The organism is Polaromonas sp. (assembly GCF_029945685.1).
Taxonomy (GTDB): domain Bacteria; phylum Pseudomonadota; class Gammaproteobacteria; order Burkholderiales; family Burkholderiaceae_C; genus Polaromonas.
Map to the genome: position 1 here is coordinate 25,372 of NZ_JAQSDA010000011.1, position 15,908 is coordinate 41,279.

The following is a 15,908-nucleotide window of genomic DNA, read 5'->3' on the forward strand; positions in this document are numbered from 1 at the left end:
TATGTACGGCGTATGACTACCCCGACCATAGAACTCCGGCTCTGGCGCCAGTTTGTGGCCGTGGCCGAAGAGCTGCATTTCGGTCGCGCCGCGGTACGCCTGCACATGACGCAGCCGCCGCTGACCCAGGCGATTGCCCATCTGGAAAAGCTGCTGGCGGTGCGGCTGTTCGATCGCACCAAACGCAGCGTCCACATGACCGCAGCGGGCGTGGCGCTGCTGCCGCAGGTGCTCGACCTGCTGGCGCGGGCGCAGGCCCTGCCCGGGCAGGCCAGGGCGGCGGCGGCTGGTGAAATCGGTCGTTTGCGCCTGGCGTTCATATCGACCGCGGGTTTTTCACTGCTGCCCGCCTGGGTGCGGGCGTTTCGTGAACATGAGCCGCAGGTGCAGCTGGAACTGCTCGAGGCCACCGGCGACATGCAGTTGCAGGCTTTTGAACGCCATGACATTGACGCGGGAATCATGCTGCATTCCCCGGGTTTTGCGCCGCCGGGCCTGACGCACCGGCTTATCGCCCGGGAAGCGCTGGTGCTGGCGCTGGCCGAGCAGCATCCGCTGGCTGCGAAGGCGTCCCTGGGGCTTGACGAGGTGCTGACGCAGCCGCTGGTGATTTTTCCGCGGCGCATCCTGCCTTCGCTGCACGACGCGATCTTCGGCATGTACCACGCCGCCGCGCAGCCGCCGCAGGTGGCGCAGGAAGCCATCCAGATGCAGACCATCGTGAACCTCGTGTCGGCCGGCCTGGGCGTCGCCTGGGTGCCCGACAGCGTGCGGCAGTTTCAGCGGCCCGGCGTGGTGTACCGCACCGTGGCGGGCAAAAAAGGTCGGCCCGTGCCGGTCTGCGAAACCAGCCTGTTCTGGCCCGTGGATGCTGTCAATCCCTGTCTTGAGCGCCTGGTGGCGTTTGCGCCGACGGCTCCGGCGTTGCCGGCCTGACGGCCCCGCACCTCGTCCGGCGCCGTTGCACGCTGGCACAATAAGCCGCATGCTGATTCACCCCACCATCGATCCTGTCGCCCTGCAGCTGGGGCCGCTGGCCATCCACTGGTATGGCCTGACCTACCTGGCTGCTTTCGGCCTGTTCCTGGTTCTCGGCCTGCGCCGCCTGCGCCATGAACCCTATGCGTCGATGACGGGCGTGGCCGCCTGGGGCCGCAAGGACATCGAGGACATCCTGTTTCTGGGTGTGATGGGGGTGGTGCTGGGCGGGCGCATCGGCTACTGCCTGTTCTACAAGCCCGGTTATTACCTGGCGCATCCGCTGGAAATTTTTTACGTCTGGCAGGGCGGCATGAGTTTTCACGGCGGCCTGATCGGCGTGTTGCTTTCGCAGGTGTGGTTCGCGCGCACGCGGAAAAAACCCTGGCTGCAGGTGATGGACCTGGTCGCGCCCTGCGTGCCCACCGGGCTGGCGGCGGGGCGGGTTGGCAACTTCATCAACGGCGAGTTGTGGGGCCGTTTCAGCAGCCCCGATCTGCCCTGGGGCATGGTGTTCAAACACAGCGGCTCCATGCTGCCGCGTCATCCCTCGCAGGTGTACCAGTTCCTGCTGGAAGGGCTGCTGCTTTTCGTGCTGCTGTGGCTTTATGCCCGCAAGCCGCGCAAGACCGGCCAGGTCTCGGCGGCGTTCCTTGTCGGTTACGGCGTGTTCCGTTTCATTGCCGAGTTTTTCCGCGAGCCGGATGACTTCCTGGGCGTGCTGGCGCTCGGCATGAGCATGGGCCAGTGGCTCTGCCTGCCTATGATCGCCGCCGGGGTCTGGCTCTGGCTGTGGGCTGAAAAAAGAGGCTGAAAAAAGCTGGAGCCCCTTGCGGGGCGGGCGGCAGCAGCTCTGATTTTTGTAGCGTTTCGCGTTCACCCTCGCTCGCACAGGCAGGCACTTTTCCTTTTCAGGACGACCGCAATCGCGGGTTTCCACCCGTTGTTCTGGCGCTCCAGCGTCTTGCGGATCACCGTCTTGCTGATCATAATTATGCGTAATTACAGGAAATTACGGTAAAAAAAACGAACAGGCAGGGCAGAGGACTGAGGACCGGGGGGAAAAGCCGGGCCCACGTCCAGCACTCACTGCCCCGCGCCAGGCCAGCCTGCACTTTGCCCGAGCCCAACGACCCACGGACACCCTCATGCGCCTCGTCCAGAATTCATTGCACCAGGAAGTGGCTGCCACCCTGCGTGAGCAGATTTTCGCCGGCACCTACGCGCCCGGCAGTTTTCTGGACGAGCTGGTCCTGTGCGAGCGGCTGCAGATTTCCCGCACGCCGCTGCGCGAGGCGCTCAAGGTGCTGACGGCAGAGGGGCTGCTGCGCCACGAGCCGCGGCGCGGCTGCTTCATCAGCGAAGTCACCGAGAAGGACCTGGACGACATCTTTCCGGTGATTGCCCTGCTGGAAGGCCGCTGCGCCTACGAGGCCGCACGCAATGCGAGCGACGCCGACCTGGCGGCGCTGACCACGCTGCATGAGCGGCTGGCCGCTCATGCCAGGGCTGGCCGCATCAACGAGTATTACGACACCAATTTCGCGATCCACGAAGCCATCATCACGCTGGCCGACAACCGCTGGCTGGCCACGGCGATTGCCGACCTGCGCAAGATCCTCAAGCTGGCGCGCGCGCAGCAGCTGCATGCGCCCGGCCGGCTGGCGCAGAGCCTGTCGGAGCACCAGGCGGTGTTTGCGGCGCTCAAGGCCCGCGACAGCGAAGGCGCCGATGCGGCCATGCGCACCCACCTGACGCGCCAGCGCGAAGCCCTGCGTGAGCTGGCCCGTCATCAGCGCACAAGGGTGGCCTCATGACCGCTGCCGACTGGATCAACCGCAGCGTGTCGCGTTTCTCCGGCGACAAAAAAACAGTATCGAAAACGGTTGAAGCCGCCGTGGCGGCGGCGCCGGACGCTTCCAAAAGAGTAGCGCCCGGCGCTCCATCGGAGACACCGTCGCCGGCCCGCTCCACCCGCGAACGCCTGAAGGCTACCTTGCGGCAAAAGGAAGAGGCGCTGTCGCCGCGTGTGTTGCGCCGCACGCTGGAGGAGCTCAAGGCCATCGTGGACCCGCAGGTCAGCGAAGTTGAAGGCGGCCGCCGCGCCAAGGGTGTGGCCGGCTGGTATGCCGGCGCTGCACTGAACGAGCGGCGCGACATGTGGCTGCTGATGAGTGAGCAATTTGTGGCCGATGCGCAGAAGGTCAAGCTCGCGCAGGCCCAGTTTGCCGCCGCCGTGGGCACACCCGACGAGGCGGTCGCCGAGGTGCGTTACCGCCGCGCCACCGTGTCGCCGCGCAGGCGGTTGTTGCAGCGCTTCAGCGCTTTTCCGGAAGGCATACGCTTTCTGGTCGACCTGCGCGCCGACATGCTGCCTTATCTCAAGGCGGACAGGCGGTTGCAGGCGCTCGATGTCGAGATGGAGTACATGTTCTCGACCTGGTTTGACGTGGGTTTTCTGGACCTGCGCCGCATCAGCTGGGACTCGCCGGCCTCGCTGATCGAAAAGCTGATCAAGTACGAGGCGGTGCACGACATCAAGAGCTGGGCCGATGTGAAAAACCGGCTCGACAGCGACCGCCGCTGTTACGGCTTTTTCCATCCCCGCATGCCCGATGAGCCGCTGATTTTTGTCGAGGTGGCGCTGATGGACGAGATGGCCGCCGGCATCACGCCGCTGCTCGACGAGTCGGCCGCACCGGCGGATCTGGCCAGGGCGACCACGGCAATTTTCTACTCCATCAGCAACACGCAGGCGGGCCTGCGCGGCGTGAGTTTCGGCGACTCGTTGATCAAGCGGGTGGTGGAAACGCTGCGTGCCGAATTTCCGCGGCTCAAACACTTTGCGACCCTTTCGCCGATTCCCGGATTTCGTCACTGGCTGGGGAAACACGCTGCTGCGATGCTGGCGCAGATCGACGACAAGGAGCGCGCCGCGCTGGGCAGGGCGATCGGGTTTGAACCCCCCACCGCGCAGCATTTCCTCAGCGCCACCGACCATGCGCCCCAGCTGGACGAGAAGTCGCCAGTGCGCCGCATGTTGCTGCGCTGCGCGGCGCATTACCTGGGGCGCGAACTCGACGATGGCAAACCTCTTGACGCCGTGGCGCGTTTCCACCTGGGCAACGGTGCGCGCATCGAGCGGCTCAACTGGATGGGCGATCCGTCAGCCAAGGGGCTCAGGCAGTCCGGCGGCCTGATGGTCAATTACCTCTACGACCTCAAACGCCTGGACAAGCACAGGGCACTGCTTTCGCAGGGGAAAATCCCCGTATCGGGTGACATCGAAGATTTGTATATTTCGTAAGCGCACTAACCAAACCGTATTTCAACAACGACAGGAGACAGACATGACATCGAGCTTTGACATCAACGCGTCCAGACGCAATGTGCTGCGTGCGGCGGCTGCCGGCGTTGCCGCGTTTTCACTGGGCAGCCATGCGCAATCGGGCTGGCCTGCCAAGCCGGTGACCATGATTGTTCCCTTTCCTGCAGGCGGTGGTACGGACGCCTTTGCGCGTCCCATGTCGGCGCAGTTTGCGCGCCTGACCGGCAAGCAACTGATCATCGACAACCGCGGTGGCGCCGGCGGTACCCTGGGCGCCAGCATCGCCGCCAAGGCCGCGCCGGATGGCTACACCCTGTTCATGGGCGCGGTGCACCACACCATTGCGCCCAGCATGTACCCCAAGCTCGACTACGACATCGAGAAAGACCTTGTGCCGTTGATCCTGGTGGCCAGCGTGCCGCAGGTCGTCGTGGTCAACCCGCAGAAACTCCCGGTGGCCAATTTCAAGGAATTCCTCGAATACACCCGCAAAAATCCTGCCAAGCTCAACTACGGTTCGGCCGGTGCCGGTACCTCCCACCATCTGGCCGGCGAACTGTTCAAGCAGCAGACCAAAACATTCATCACCCACATCCCCTACCGCGGTGCCGGCCCGGCCTTGCAGGGCCTGATTGCCGGCGATGTCGAGATGATGTTCGACGGCCTGGGCTCCTCGGCAAGCCATATTGCGGGCGGCCGCATCAAGGCCCTGATGGTGGCGGGCAACAAACGCAACCCCGCCATTCCGGACGTGCCGAGCGCCGCCGAGGTGGGCCTGCCCGACTACAACGTGACGACCTGGTACGGCGTCTGGGGCCCCAAGGGCATGCCGGCCGATGCGCAGGCCCGCGCGATCGAGGAAATCCGCAAGGCCTGCACCACCGACGAAGCCAAGGCCGTCTGGGCACGCCAGGGCGCGGAGTTTGCCGGCCTGAGCGGCCCGCAGTTCGGCAGCTTCGTCAGCGCCGAAGTCAAGAAGTGGACGCAGGTGGTGAAGGCGTCTGGCGCGAAGCTGGACTGAACTCAGGACTTGCATGACAGGAGAGGTTCTGCTGGCCACGGACGGCCCCATCGCCAGGGTCACCCTGTCCCACCCGGGCAAGCTCAACGCCATGTCGCGCGCCATGTGGCAGCAGCTGCGCGAGGTGTTCACCGGCCTGCAGCAGCGCGGCGACGTGCGCTGCGTGCTGCTGCGCGGGGAGGGCGCCAGTTTCTGCGCGGGCGGTGACATCGCCGAGTACCCGGACTTCCGTTTTGACGAAGCCGTCCTGCGCGGCTTCCATGAAAACGAGGTCTGGGGCGGCCTGCAGGCCATGCTCGACTGCGACGTTCCCATCGTGGCGCAGATCGAAGGCGCCTGCATGGGCGCAGGCATGGAGATCGCCAGCTGCTGCGACATGCGGCTGGCCGGCGTGTCGGCCACCTTTGGCGCACCGATTGGCAAGCTCGGTTTTCCGATGGCGCCGCGTGAGGCTGCGCTGGTGATGCGCGCCGCGGGCGAGTTGACGGCGCGCGAGATGCTGCTGGCAGCGGCGGTGCTCGATGCCGCCACCCTGCTGCAGCGCGGCTTTCTGAACCACGTGCTGCCGGACAGCGAGGTGGGGGCGCAGGCCCTGGCGACGGCCGGCCGTGTGACCCGGCTGGCACCCGCGGCGGCACGCCTGAACAAACAGGCTTTTCGGGCTCTGGCCCAGGAAGGGCGGGCGCAGCCCGCTACTGATCTGATAGCAACGGCGTATGCCTATGCCGACTCCGCCGAACACCGGGAAGGTGTGTCGGCCTTTGTTGAAAAGCGCCCCCCGCATTTCCGGGTGGGCAGCGAGCTCTGACTTTTTTCGATTTCCAGGTAACCACGCGATGAAAAACAACAACCTGTTTGCCGCCCTGCGCGCAGCCTTTCCCAAAGACCTCGATGCGGTGGCGGTGGAAACCGACACCGGCCTGAACTACTCCTGGCGCGACCTCGATCGATCCACCGCCATGATCGCCAACCTGCTGCAGTCGCTGGACCTGCCGCCAGGCGCGCGCATCGCCGTGCAGGTTGAAAAATCGGTCGAGGCCATGATGCTCTATCTGGCCACACTGCGGGCCGGTTATGTGTTCCTGCCGCTCAACACCGCCTACCAGAGCGCCGAGATCGAGTATTTCATAAGCAACGCCGAGCCCTCGGTGGTGGTGTGCAGCAAAAAGAACTTCGGCTGGGTCAGCAAGATCGCCTTCAAGGCCGGCACACAGAACGTCTTCACCCTGGACGACGACCGCAGCGGTTCGCTGTTGGAACGCGCCGCCCATTGCAGCGACCGGCATGAGGTGGCCCGGCGCGGCGCGGACGACCTGGCGGCCATTCTCTATACCAGCGGCACCACCGGACGCAGCAAGGGCGCCATGCTCTCGCACGGCAACATGTTGAGCAATGCGCTGGTGCTCAAGGACTACTGGGCCTGGACGCCGGGCGACGTGTTGATCCATGCGTTGCCGATCTTCCACGTGCATGGCCTGTTTGTGGCCATCCACGGCGCGCTGATCAATGGCAGCAAGATGATCTGGCTGGCCAGGTTCGACCCGAAACTGGTGGTGCAGAAGCTGCCCGAGGCCACCGTGTTCATGGGTGTGCCCACGCTGTATGTGCGCCTGCTGGCCGAGCCCGGCCTGAACCGCGAGGCCTGCCGCCACATGCGCCTTTTCATCGCGGGTTCGGCGCCGCTCCTGATTGAAACTTTCACCGAATGGCAGGAGCGCACCGGCCACACGATTCTCGAGCGTTACGGCATGAGCGAGACCGCCATGCTGACGTCGAACCCCTACGAGGGCGAGCGGCGCGGCGGCACCGTCGGCTTTGCCTTGCCCGGCGTGAGCCTGCGTGTACAGGATGATGCCGGCCAGCCGCTGCCCACGGGCGAGATCGGCGGCATCCAGGTGAAGGGGCCGAATGTCTTCAAGGGTTACTGGCGCATGCCCGAGAAGACGAAGGAAGAGTTCACCGCCGACGGCTATTTCAAGACCGGCGATGTCGGCAAGATCGACGAACGCGGCTACATCACCATCGTCGGGCGCAGCAAGGACCTGATCATCAGCGGCGGCTACAACGTCTACCCGGCCGAGATCGAGGGCTACATCAACGACATGCCGGGCGTGGCCGAAAGCGCGGTGATCGGCGTGCCGCACCCGGACTTCGGCGAGGTTGGCGTGGCCATCGTGATCGCCAAGCCCGGCGCGACGCTGGACGCCGAACAGATCATTGCGCAGCTCAAGGCGCAGCTGGCCAACTTCAAGATTCCCAAGCGCTGCTTCATCGTCGGCGAGTTGCCGCGCAACACCATGGGCAAGGTCCAGAAAAACGTTTTGCGCGAGCAGCACAAGGCCCTGTTTGCCTGAAGCCTGACGGCCCGGCGATTGGCCGTCCTGATTTCAGGGGCGTGTTTTTTCCGGCAGCGTGGCCAGCGCCACACCTGCCAGCGCGAGTGCAAAAGCGCCCAGCTGCGCCGCACCCACGGATTCCCCGAGCACGCCCACGCCGACCAGCGCCGCGCTGACCGGCAGCATCACGGTGAAGACCCCGGCCTGGCTGGCGGGCACGCCTTTGAGGCCCGTCATCCACAGCCACACGGTCCAGACGCTGGCGGCCAGCGCATAAAACAGCAGCAGCAGCCAGCTGCCGGGCGCCACCGCGGCAAAGTCGAAACCCCAGGCCATCCACAGGCCCAGTGGCGTGACCAGTGCAAAGCCCCACAGGTTGATCAGTGCGGTGATGCGTTTGGGGCCGAGCGCACCGGTGAGTTTTTTGCCGATCACCGCATAAGCGGCTTCGCAGAGCACGGCGCCGACCAGCAGCAGGTGGCCCAGCCACGCCCGGCTGGATGCCAAATTGGCCTCCAGCCCTTTCTGGTCCTGCGCAGGCAGCTCTGTTTTTGATAGCGAAACAAGCATGATGCCGAAGACCGCGCAGGCGATGGCCAGCGCGACCCGGGGACGGATGCGCTCGCCGAGAAAGACCCGGCTCAGCACCGCCACCGCGGCCGGGATGGCCGCCATGATGACGCCGGCCGCCACCGCGCTGCTCAGGCTCACACCGAACAGCATGCAGATCGAAAACAGGAAATTGCCGAGGAAGGATTCGAGGAACACCAGCTGCCGGGTCTGCCGCGTCATCGGGGCTTCCCCGGCCGGTTTTTTGAGCCAGTGCAGCATGGCTGCCCCGCCGATGCCAAAACGCAGCCAGGCCAGCAGAAAAACCGGGAAAACCGCGACCAGCGGTTTGGACAGCGCGACATAACTGCCGACCAGGGACATGCTGAGCGCCAGGCAGGCGTAGGCCACAATGCGGTTCATTCCACCGGGTTTTCCGTAAAGGGTGAGCGGCCGCTGCGGCTGCCGTCAGCGCGTCGGCTGCCGGGGCGGCGCAGAGTCCAGGATGCTTGTTCTTTCAGCTTGCTTGTTCTTCTTGCCCGAAATCATGCCTTACTTTCATGCCTGAACCGACACCACCCCCCGCCAGCCGCCATGTTTTTGTCTACGGTACGCTGCGCCGCGGCGATGTACGCGACATCACGCGGCTGCGTCCGGCGCCACAGTTTGTCGGCATGGCCGGCGTGGCCGGTGTGCTTTACGACCTGGGGCCTTACCCGGGCGTGGTGCTGGGCGGTTCGGCACGCGTGACCGGCGAGGTTTACGCCATCAGCGCCGAGCTCGAGCGCCAGCTCGATGTCATCGAGGAAGTCTGGCCGCAGCAGACCGGCGAGTACCGCAAGCAGACGGTGGGGGTGCAGCTGGACCGGCCGCTGGCCTCGTCCGGGGCGGTAGCGCTGGACTGCCTGGTTTATGAAATCAACCCGGCTCGTACAGCAGGCAAGCCGCTCATCATGGGCGGCGACTGGCTCGAACACCTTGGGCAGCGTTCCTGAAACAGTCGATGGCGGGAGAGGGGGGGACGGACCCGGACCAGCCCCGTTTTCCGCTGGCCTGGCCGTCCTTTGTCCACAGCGATGAATGGGATGAACGCCCAGTCCTTGATTTCATGATCCGGTAAAAGATTTCCGTATTATGAAATTTAAAAATGCTGCAGCGCAGTAATATTTCTCAATACAAGAAAATACTTTTCATATATTGAAATATTGTGAAAAGACCGATGATTTCATTAAGAATAAATTTTATCTTATATAAGACATAAGAGCTTCACAAAGTCTTGTAGAAGACTTAAAGTTGATTCCAGAGCAAACAGCAAGGGCATGGATAGTGCATGGCTGCTTGCCCCGCCATTTTTTCAACTTCCGGAGTGACCTCATGCCACAGACCCTCACTGAACAACTGAGCCGCGAACAGCAAATCGCCGCCCTCGAAAAAGACTGGGCGACCAATCCCCGCTGGAAAGGCATCAAGCGCGGTTACAGCGCTGCCGACGTGATCCGCCTGCGCGGTTCCTTCCCGATCGAGTACACGCTGGCGCGCCGCGGTGCCGAAAAGCTCTGGGACCTGGTCAACACCGAGCCCTACGTCAACTGCCTGGGCGCGCTGACGGGCGGCCAGGCCATGCAGCAGGTAAAAGCCGGCGTGAAAGCCATCTATCTGTCGGGCTGGCAAGTCGCTGCTGACAACAACAGCTACTCGTCCATGTACCCCGACCAGTCGCTGTACCCGGTCGACTCCGTGCCACAGGTGGTTGAGCGCATCAACAACACCTTCCGCCGTGCCGACGAAATCCAGCACTCCAAGGGCATCGATGCCGGCGACAAGGGCTACATCGACAACTTCGCGCCCATCGTGGCCGATGCAGAAGCCGGCTTCGGCGGCGTGCTCAACGCGTTCGAACTGATGAAGGCCATGATCAAGTCCGGCGCTGCCGGCGTGCACTGGGAAGACCAGCTGGCCTCCGTGAAGAAATGCGGCCACATGGGCGGCAAGGTGCTGGTGCCGACGGTGGAAGCCAACCAGAAACTGATCGCCGCGCGCATGGCTGCCGACGTCTGCGGCGTGCCCACCCTGGTGATTGCCCGCACCGATGCGGAAGCCGCCGACCTGCTGACCAGCGACTACGACGAGAACGACAAGCCTTTCCTGACCGGCGAGCGCACCTCCGAAGGCTTCTACAAGACCAAAAAGGGCATCGACCAGGCGATCAGCCGCGCGATTGCCTACGCCCACTACGCCGACCTGGTGTGGTGCGAAACCGGCACGCCTGACCTGGCGTTTGCCAAGAAGTTTGCCGATGCCGTGCACAAGGTGCACCCCGGCAAGATGCTGGCCTACAACTGCTCGCCCTCGTTCAACTGGAAGAAAAACCTGGACGATGCAACCATCGCCAAGTTCCAGAAAGAGCTGGGCGCCATGGGTTACAAGTACCAGTTCATCACGCTCGCCGGCATCCATTCCATGTGGTACAACATGTTCGATCTGGCCCAGGACTACGTCAAGCGCGGCATGTCGGCCTATGTCGAGAAGGTGCAGGAGCCCGAGTTCGCAGCACGCGAGCGCGGCTACACCTTTGTGTCGCACCAGCAGGAAGTGGGCACCGGCTACTTCGACGAAGTGACCACCGTGATCCAGGGCGGCAAGTCCAGCGTGACCGCGCTGACCGGCTCGACCGAAGAAGAGCAGTTCCACTGAACTGACCATTCCTGAACACCGCCGCTTCCAGGCGGCTGCGGCCCGGCCGGCGCCCTGTGCGCCAGCCGGGTTTTTTTATGGGCTCGGGCCTGGCGTGGTCTGTCCCGGTCCTGCCGGCCGAAGCTGCCGTAAAATAACCCCATGCAATCAATCAAACTGGAAACAGGAAGGATAGTCCGGGTTATGACACCGCGAACTACGATCACGCCTCCAGTTTGGAGTCAACCCGGGCGCTAGCCGCATCCCCTGGTGATTTTTAGCTACTCAATAGATAGCAACCCTCCATCCCCATCCATTTCCAAGCGCGGCAGTTTCCGCGCTTTTTTGTTTTTCAGAGCCTGCCCACCATGATCAAAATTACGCTGCCAGACGCTTCGATCCGCGAATTTCCCGAACCCGTGACGGTGGCCGAGGTCGCTGCCTCCATCGGCGCCGGCCTGGCCAAGGCCGCGCTGGGCGGCAAGGTCAACGGCAAGGTGGTGGACACCAGCTACCTGATTTCTGCAGACAGCCCGCTGGCCATCATCACCGCCAAGGACCCGGAAGGCCTGGAGGTGATCCGCCACTCGACCGCCCACCTGCTGGCCTACGCCGTCAAGGAGCTGTTTCCGGATGCCCAGGTCACCATCGGTCCGGTGATCGAAAACGGCTTTTTCTATGACTTTTCGTACAAGCGCCCCTTCACGCCTGAAGACCTGACGGCCATCGAAAAGAAGATGACCGAGCTGGCGGCCAGGGACGAGCCAGTGACACGCCGCGTGCTGCCGCGCGACGAGGCCGTGGCTTATTTCAAGGAGCAGGGCGAGCACTACAAGGCAGAGATCGTTGCCAGCATCCCGGCCAACGAAGACGTGTCGCTGTACCGCGAGGGCAAGTTCGAAGACCTGTGCCGCGGCCCGCACGTGCCGAGCACCGGCAAGCTGAAGTTTTTCAAGCTCATGAAGCTGGCCGGTGCCTACTGGCGCGGCGACCACCACAACGAGATGCTGCAGCGCATCTACGGCACGGCTTGGGCGACCAAGGACGAGTTGCAGCAATATCTGCTGATGCTGGAAGAAGCGGAAAAACGCGACCACCGCAAGCTGGGCCGTGAGCTCGACCTGTTTCACATCGACGACCATGCGCCCGGCCTGGTGTTCTGGCACCCCAAGGGCTGGACGGTGTGGCAGGGCGTCGAGCAGTACATGCGCAAGGTCTACCAGGACAACGGCTACCTGGAAGTCAAGGGCCCGCAGGTCATCGACAAGACGCTGTGGGAAAAGACCGGACACTGGGACAAGTACCGCGACAACATGTTCACGACGGAGAGCGAAAAACGCGAATACGCGCTCAAGCCGATGAACTGTCCCGGCCACATCCTGATTTTCAAGCAGGGCATCAAGAGCTACCGCGACCTGCCGCTGCGTTACGGCGAGTTCGGCCAGTGCCACCGCAATGAGCCTTCGGGCGGCCTGCACGGCATCATGCGCGTGCGCGGCTTCACGCAGGATGACGGTCACATTTTCTGCACCGAAGAGCAGATCCTCAAGGAATGCGTCGACTACACGACCTTGCTGCAGAAGGTCTACACCGACTTCGGCTTCAAGAACATCATCTACAAGGTGGCTACGCGGCCCGAGGCGCGCATTGGTTCCGACGAAAGCTGGGACAAGGCCGAACACGCGCTGATGGAAAGCCTGCGCGCCTCCGGGTGCGAGTTCGAGATCGCGCCCGGCGACGGCGCTTTTTACGGCCCGAAGATCGAATACACGCTGAAAGACGCGATTGGCCGCCAGTGGCAGTGCGGCACCATGCAGGTTGATTTTTCGATGCCGGAGCGGCTCGATGCCGAATACGTGGGCGAGGACGGCGCCCGGCACCGGCCGGTGATGCTGCACCGGGCCATCGTTGGCAGCCTGGAGCGTTTTATCGGGATTTTGATCGAGGAACATGCCGGTGCATTGCCCACCTGGCTCGCGCCGGTGCAGGTTTCGGTGCTCAATATCACCGATGCGCAGGCCGATTACTGTCGTGAAATAGCTAAAAGGCTTCAAAATCAAGGGCTTAGGGTCAATCTTGATCTGCGCAACGAGAAAATTACGTATAAAATACGCGAGCACTCGATGCAAAAGCTGCCTTACATCCTTGTCGTAGGCGACAAGGAGAAGGAAGCCGGCGCAGTTGCCGTGCGCGCCCGGGGTAACAAAGACCTTGGCGTCATGTCACTCGAAGCCTTTGCCCAAACAATTGCTTCTGACATTACCCAAAAAGCCTGATTTCTGCCACATTTGTGAATGATTTTGGCCTGCCGTCCTTGCTGGGTGGGCGCAAGCCGCTATAGCTTTTATAGCAAACGTTAAAGGATTAGAACCATCGCTACTGAATTTCGTGACCGCCGCCACCGCGAAGAACGCAAGCATCGCTTGAACCGTGAAATCATGGCCCCCGAAGTACGTCTGACCGGGCCGGACAACGAGCCTCTGGGTGTTGTCAGCATTACGGAAGCCTTGCGTCTCGCCGGTGAATATGACGTGGATCTGGTTGAGATCTCTCCCACGGCGGTACCGCCGGTGTGCAGATTGATGGACTACGGCAAATTCAAGTACGCCGAGCAGAAAAAGGCCGCGGACGCGAAATCCAAGCAGAAGGTGATCGAGGTCAAGGAAATCAAGTTCCGGCCCGGCACCGACGATGGTGACTACAACATCAAATTGCGCAACATCAAGCGCTTTTTGGAAGAAGGCGACAAGTGCAAGATCACCTTGCGCTTTCGCGGTCGCGAAATAACGCACCAGGAACTGGGTCTGGCCCTGCTGGCGCGGATCCGCGACGAGTTGGCGGATTTGATTCTGGTGGAGCAGTTTCCCAAGCTCGAAGGCCGGCAGATGGTCATGATGATCGCGCCGGGCAAGAAGAAGGTGGCTGCCAAGCCCGCAGCGGCGCCCGCGGAAGCGGCGCCGGCTGCATCGACAGGCGCCTGAGGGCGGCTGTCGCCGACAAGGAGTTCAACCTGCGGGTGGTTTCACCGGCGGGTTTTTCGGGGGTGTGAAAGCATCTCCGGTGAAGGCAGGGAAATCCTGCCTTTGCAAAGGTGGCAGGCGTCAAACCCCGCCACCAACAAGCGGCGAATTAAACACTCGCCACTACAAGTGGCTCGGGGCCATCAAGTCTGCGGAAGGTTCGCAGCGCCTCACGAGCACAAATGAAAAGGAGCATTTACATGCCCAAAATGAAGACCAAGAGCAGCGCGAAGAAACGTTTTCGCGTTCGTCCAGGTGGTACCGTCAAGCGCGGCCAAGCCTTCAAACGTCACATCCTGACCAAGAAGACCACCAAGAACAAACGCCACCTGCGTGGTGCAGTTGCTGTCCATGAGACCAATATGGGTCACATGGCACAGATGCTGCCCGGCATGGGCATTTAATTAACGACGAACAAGGAGTACTCACATGCCTCGCGTCAAACGTGGTGTAACGGCTCGCGCCCGCCACAAAAAAGTTCTCGCCCTTGCAAAAGGTTTCCGCGGCCGCCGCGGCAATGTCTATCGGATCGCCAAAGAAGCGGTGATGAAGGCCGGGCAATATGCCTACCGTGACCGCCGTAACAAAAAGCGCGTGTTCCGCCAGTTGTGGATTGCGCGTATCAACGCTGCCAGCCGCTCATTCGGCATGACCTACAGCCAGTTTGCCAACGGTCTGAAAAAAGCCGGTATCGAGATCGACCGCAAGGTTCTCTCCGATATGGCGATTCACGACAGCGCTGCTTTTGGCGCCATCGTGGAGCAGGTCAAGGCCAAGCTTGCTGCTTGATTTTTGAGGGGCATTCAGCTATTGAATTGATAGCTGGTTGCGCACAAAAGACGGGGGCCAGAGCTTGAAAAGGCTCTGGCCCTTTTTCTTTGTCCGGGCGGCTGGCGAAGGCAGCGTCCGGACTGGTTTGTCAATCACAAGAAATATATGAACGAACTCGATGTCCTGGTGGATTCGGCCAAAACCAGCTTTGCGCAGGCCGTCACGCCCGCCGATCTGGAAAATGCCAAGGCGCAGTTCCTCGGCAAATCCGGCCGCATCACGGAGCTGATGAAGGGCCTGGCAGCGCTGCCCGTGGAAGAGAAAAAATCACGCGGCGCCGCCATCAACCTGGCCAAGCAGGCTATCGAAGCCGCGCTGACCGCGCGCCGGCAGGCACTGGCAGACGCCGAACTGCAGGTGCAGCTCAAGGCCGAGGCGCTGGACGTCTCGCTGCCGGGCCGCCAGCGGCCCAGCGGCGGCCTGCATCCGGTGTCGCTCACGCTCGAGCGCATCGAGGCGATCTTTGGCTCCATGGGTTTCGATGTGGCCGAGGGCCCGGAAATTGAAACCGACTGGTTCAACTTCACCGCTCTGAACACGCCCGAAGACCATCCGGCGCGTTCCATGCACGACACGTTTTATGTGGAAGGCGGCACCGAAGCCGCGCCCAACCTGCTGCGCACACACACCAGCCCGATGCAGATCCGTTACGCGGTGCAGCATGTCAAGAAACACCGCGCGCTGATTGACGCCGGCGGCGTGATGCCCGAGATCCGCGTGATCGCGCCGGGCCGCACTTACCGGGTGGACAGCGACGCCACGCACTCGCCGATGTTTCACCAGTGCGAGGGCCTGTGGATAGGCCAGAACGTCAGCTTCAAGGACCTGAAGGTGGTTTTCACCGACTTCTGTCGCACCTACTTTGAGTCCAACGATCTGGTGCTGCGCTTTCGCCCCAGCTTTTTCCCCTTCACCGAGCCCAGCGCCGAGATCGACATCCAGTTCCAGACCGGTCCGCTGGCGGGTCGCTGGCTGGAAGTCGCCGGTTCCGGCCAGGTGCACCCGACGGTGGTGCGCAACATGGGGCTGGACCCCGAACACTACATCGGTTTTGCTTTCGGCATGGGGCCAGACCGGCTGACCATGCTGCGTTACGGCGTCAACGACTTGCGGCTGTTCTTCGACGGTGATCTGCGTTTCCTGTCGCAATTCCAGTAACCCATCAGGCTTTA

Annotated in this window: 15 protein-coding genes; 14 read left to right on the top strand and 1 reads right to left on the bottom strand. The window is 62.5% G+C overall.

Features of this window, described 5'->3' with window-relative positions:
• Positions 1-12 precede the first annotated feature (12 nt).
• From PSV26_RS08085 to PSV26_RS08115, 7 genes are all read left to right on the top strand, one after another.
• Entirely contained in the window at positions 13-936 is a 924-nt protein-coding gene (locus PSV26_RS08085; RefSeq protein ID WP_300569649.1) for a LysR family transcriptional regulator, read from the top strand.
• A 49-nt stretch (positions 937-985) separates the two neighbouring features.
• A complete protein-coding gene (gene lgt / locus PSV26_RS08090; protein WP_300512645.1) occupies positions 986-1,792 on the top strand; it encodes a prolipoprotein diacylglyceryl transferase in 807 nt (268 codons plus the stop codon).
• A 334-nt stretch (positions 1,793-2,126) separates the two neighbouring features.
• On the top strand, positions 2,127-2,795 hold the full coding sequence (locus PSV26_RS08095) for a GntR family transcriptional regulator (RefSeq protein ID WP_300512642.1): 669 nt from the start codon (positions 2,127-2,129) through the stop codon (positions 2,793-2,795).
• Positions 2,792-4,285 (top strand): malonyl-CoA decarboxylase, encoded by a 1,494-nt coding sequence (locus tag PSV26_RS08100; protein WP_300569653.1) that lies wholly within the window; start codon positions 2,792-2,794, stop codon positions 4,283-4,285. The genes PSV26_RS08095 and PSV26_RS08100 overlap by 4 nt, the downstream gene beginning before the upstream one ends.
• 43 nt (positions 4,286-4,328) lie before the next feature.
• Positions 4,329-5,327 (top strand): tripartite tricarboxylate transporter substrate binding protein, encoded by a 999-nt coding sequence (locus PSV26_RS08105; protein WP_300512636.1) that lies wholly within the window; start codon positions 4,329-4,331, stop codon positions 5,325-5,327.
• Positions 5,328-5,340: 13 nt separating this feature from the next.
• A complete protein-coding gene (locus PSV26_RS08110; protein WP_300569656.1) occupies positions 5,341-6,135 on the top strand; it encodes an enoyl-CoA hydratase-related protein in 795 nt (264 codons plus the stop codon).
• A gap of 28 nt (positions 6,136-6,163) precedes the next feature.
• Positions 6,164-7,681: a malonyl-CoA synthase gene (locus PSV26_RS08115; RefSeq protein WP_300569658.1), complete on the top strand. Its 1,518-nt coding sequence runs from the start codon at positions 6,164-6,166 to the stop codon at positions 7,679-7,681.
• A 33-nt stretch (positions 7,682-7,714) separates the two neighbouring features.
• On the opposite strand, the gene PSV26_RS08120 is transcribed toward PSV26_RS08115, so the two are convergent.
• Positions 7,715-8,635: a DMT family transporter gene (locus tag PSV26_RS08120; RefSeq protein ID WP_300569660.1), complete on the bottom strand. Its 921-nt coding sequence runs from the start codon at positions 8,633-8,635 to the stop codon at positions 7,715-7,717.
• Positions 8,636-8,772: 137 nt separating this feature from the next.
• Here PSV26_RS08120 and PSV26_RS08125 point away from each other — a divergent pair, with 137 nt between their 5' ends.
• The 7 genes from PSV26_RS08125 (at position 8,773) to pheS (ending at position 15,894) form a co-directional block, all read left to right on the top strand.
• Positions 8,773-9,207 carry a gamma-glutamylcyclotransferase gene (locus PSV26_RS08125; RefSeq protein WP_300569662.1) on the top strand — a complete coding sequence of 145 codons (435 nt, stop codon included), beginning with the start codon at positions 8,773-8,775 and terminating at the stop codon, positions 9,205-9,207.
• A 379-nt stretch (positions 9,208-9,586) separates the two neighbouring features.
• Entirely contained in the window at positions 9,587-10,906 is a 1,320-nt protein-coding gene (gene aceA / locus PSV26_RS08130; protein WP_300512622.1) for an isocitrate lyase, read from the top strand.
• 347 nt (positions 10,907-11,253) lie between these two features.
• A complete protein-coding gene (gene thrS, locus PSV26_RS08135; RefSeq protein ID WP_300569665.1) occupies positions 11,254-13,161 on the top strand; it encodes a threonine--tRNA ligase in 1,908 nt (635 codons plus the stop codon).
• Between the two features lie 87 nt (positions 13,162-13,248).
• Complete coding sequence (infC, locus tag PSV26_RS08140; protein ID WP_300514563.1) at positions 13,249-13,866, top strand: translation initiation factor IF-3; 618 nt, start codon at positions 13,249-13,251, stop codon at positions 13,864-13,866.
• A gap of 239 nt (positions 13,867-14,105) precedes the next feature.
• Positions 14,106-14,309: a 50S ribosomal protein L35 gene (rpmI, locus tag PSV26_RS08145; protein ID WP_077595745.1), complete on the top strand. Its 204-nt coding sequence runs from the start codon at positions 14,106-14,108 to the stop codon at positions 14,307-14,309.
• A 25-nt stretch (positions 14,310-14,334) separates the two neighbouring features.
• Entirely contained in the window at positions 14,335-14,694 is a 360-nt protein-coding gene (gene rplT / locus PSV26_RS08150; protein WP_096668383.1) for a 50S ribosomal protein L20, read from the top strand.
• 147 nt (positions 14,695-14,841) lie between these two features.
• On the top strand, positions 14,842-15,894 hold the full coding sequence (pheS, locus tag PSV26_RS08155; RefSeq protein ID WP_300512616.1) for a phenylalanine--tRNA ligase subunit alpha: 1,053 nt from the start codon (positions 14,842-14,844) through the stop codon (positions 15,892-15,894).
• Positions 15,895-15,908 lie beyond the last annotated feature (14 nt).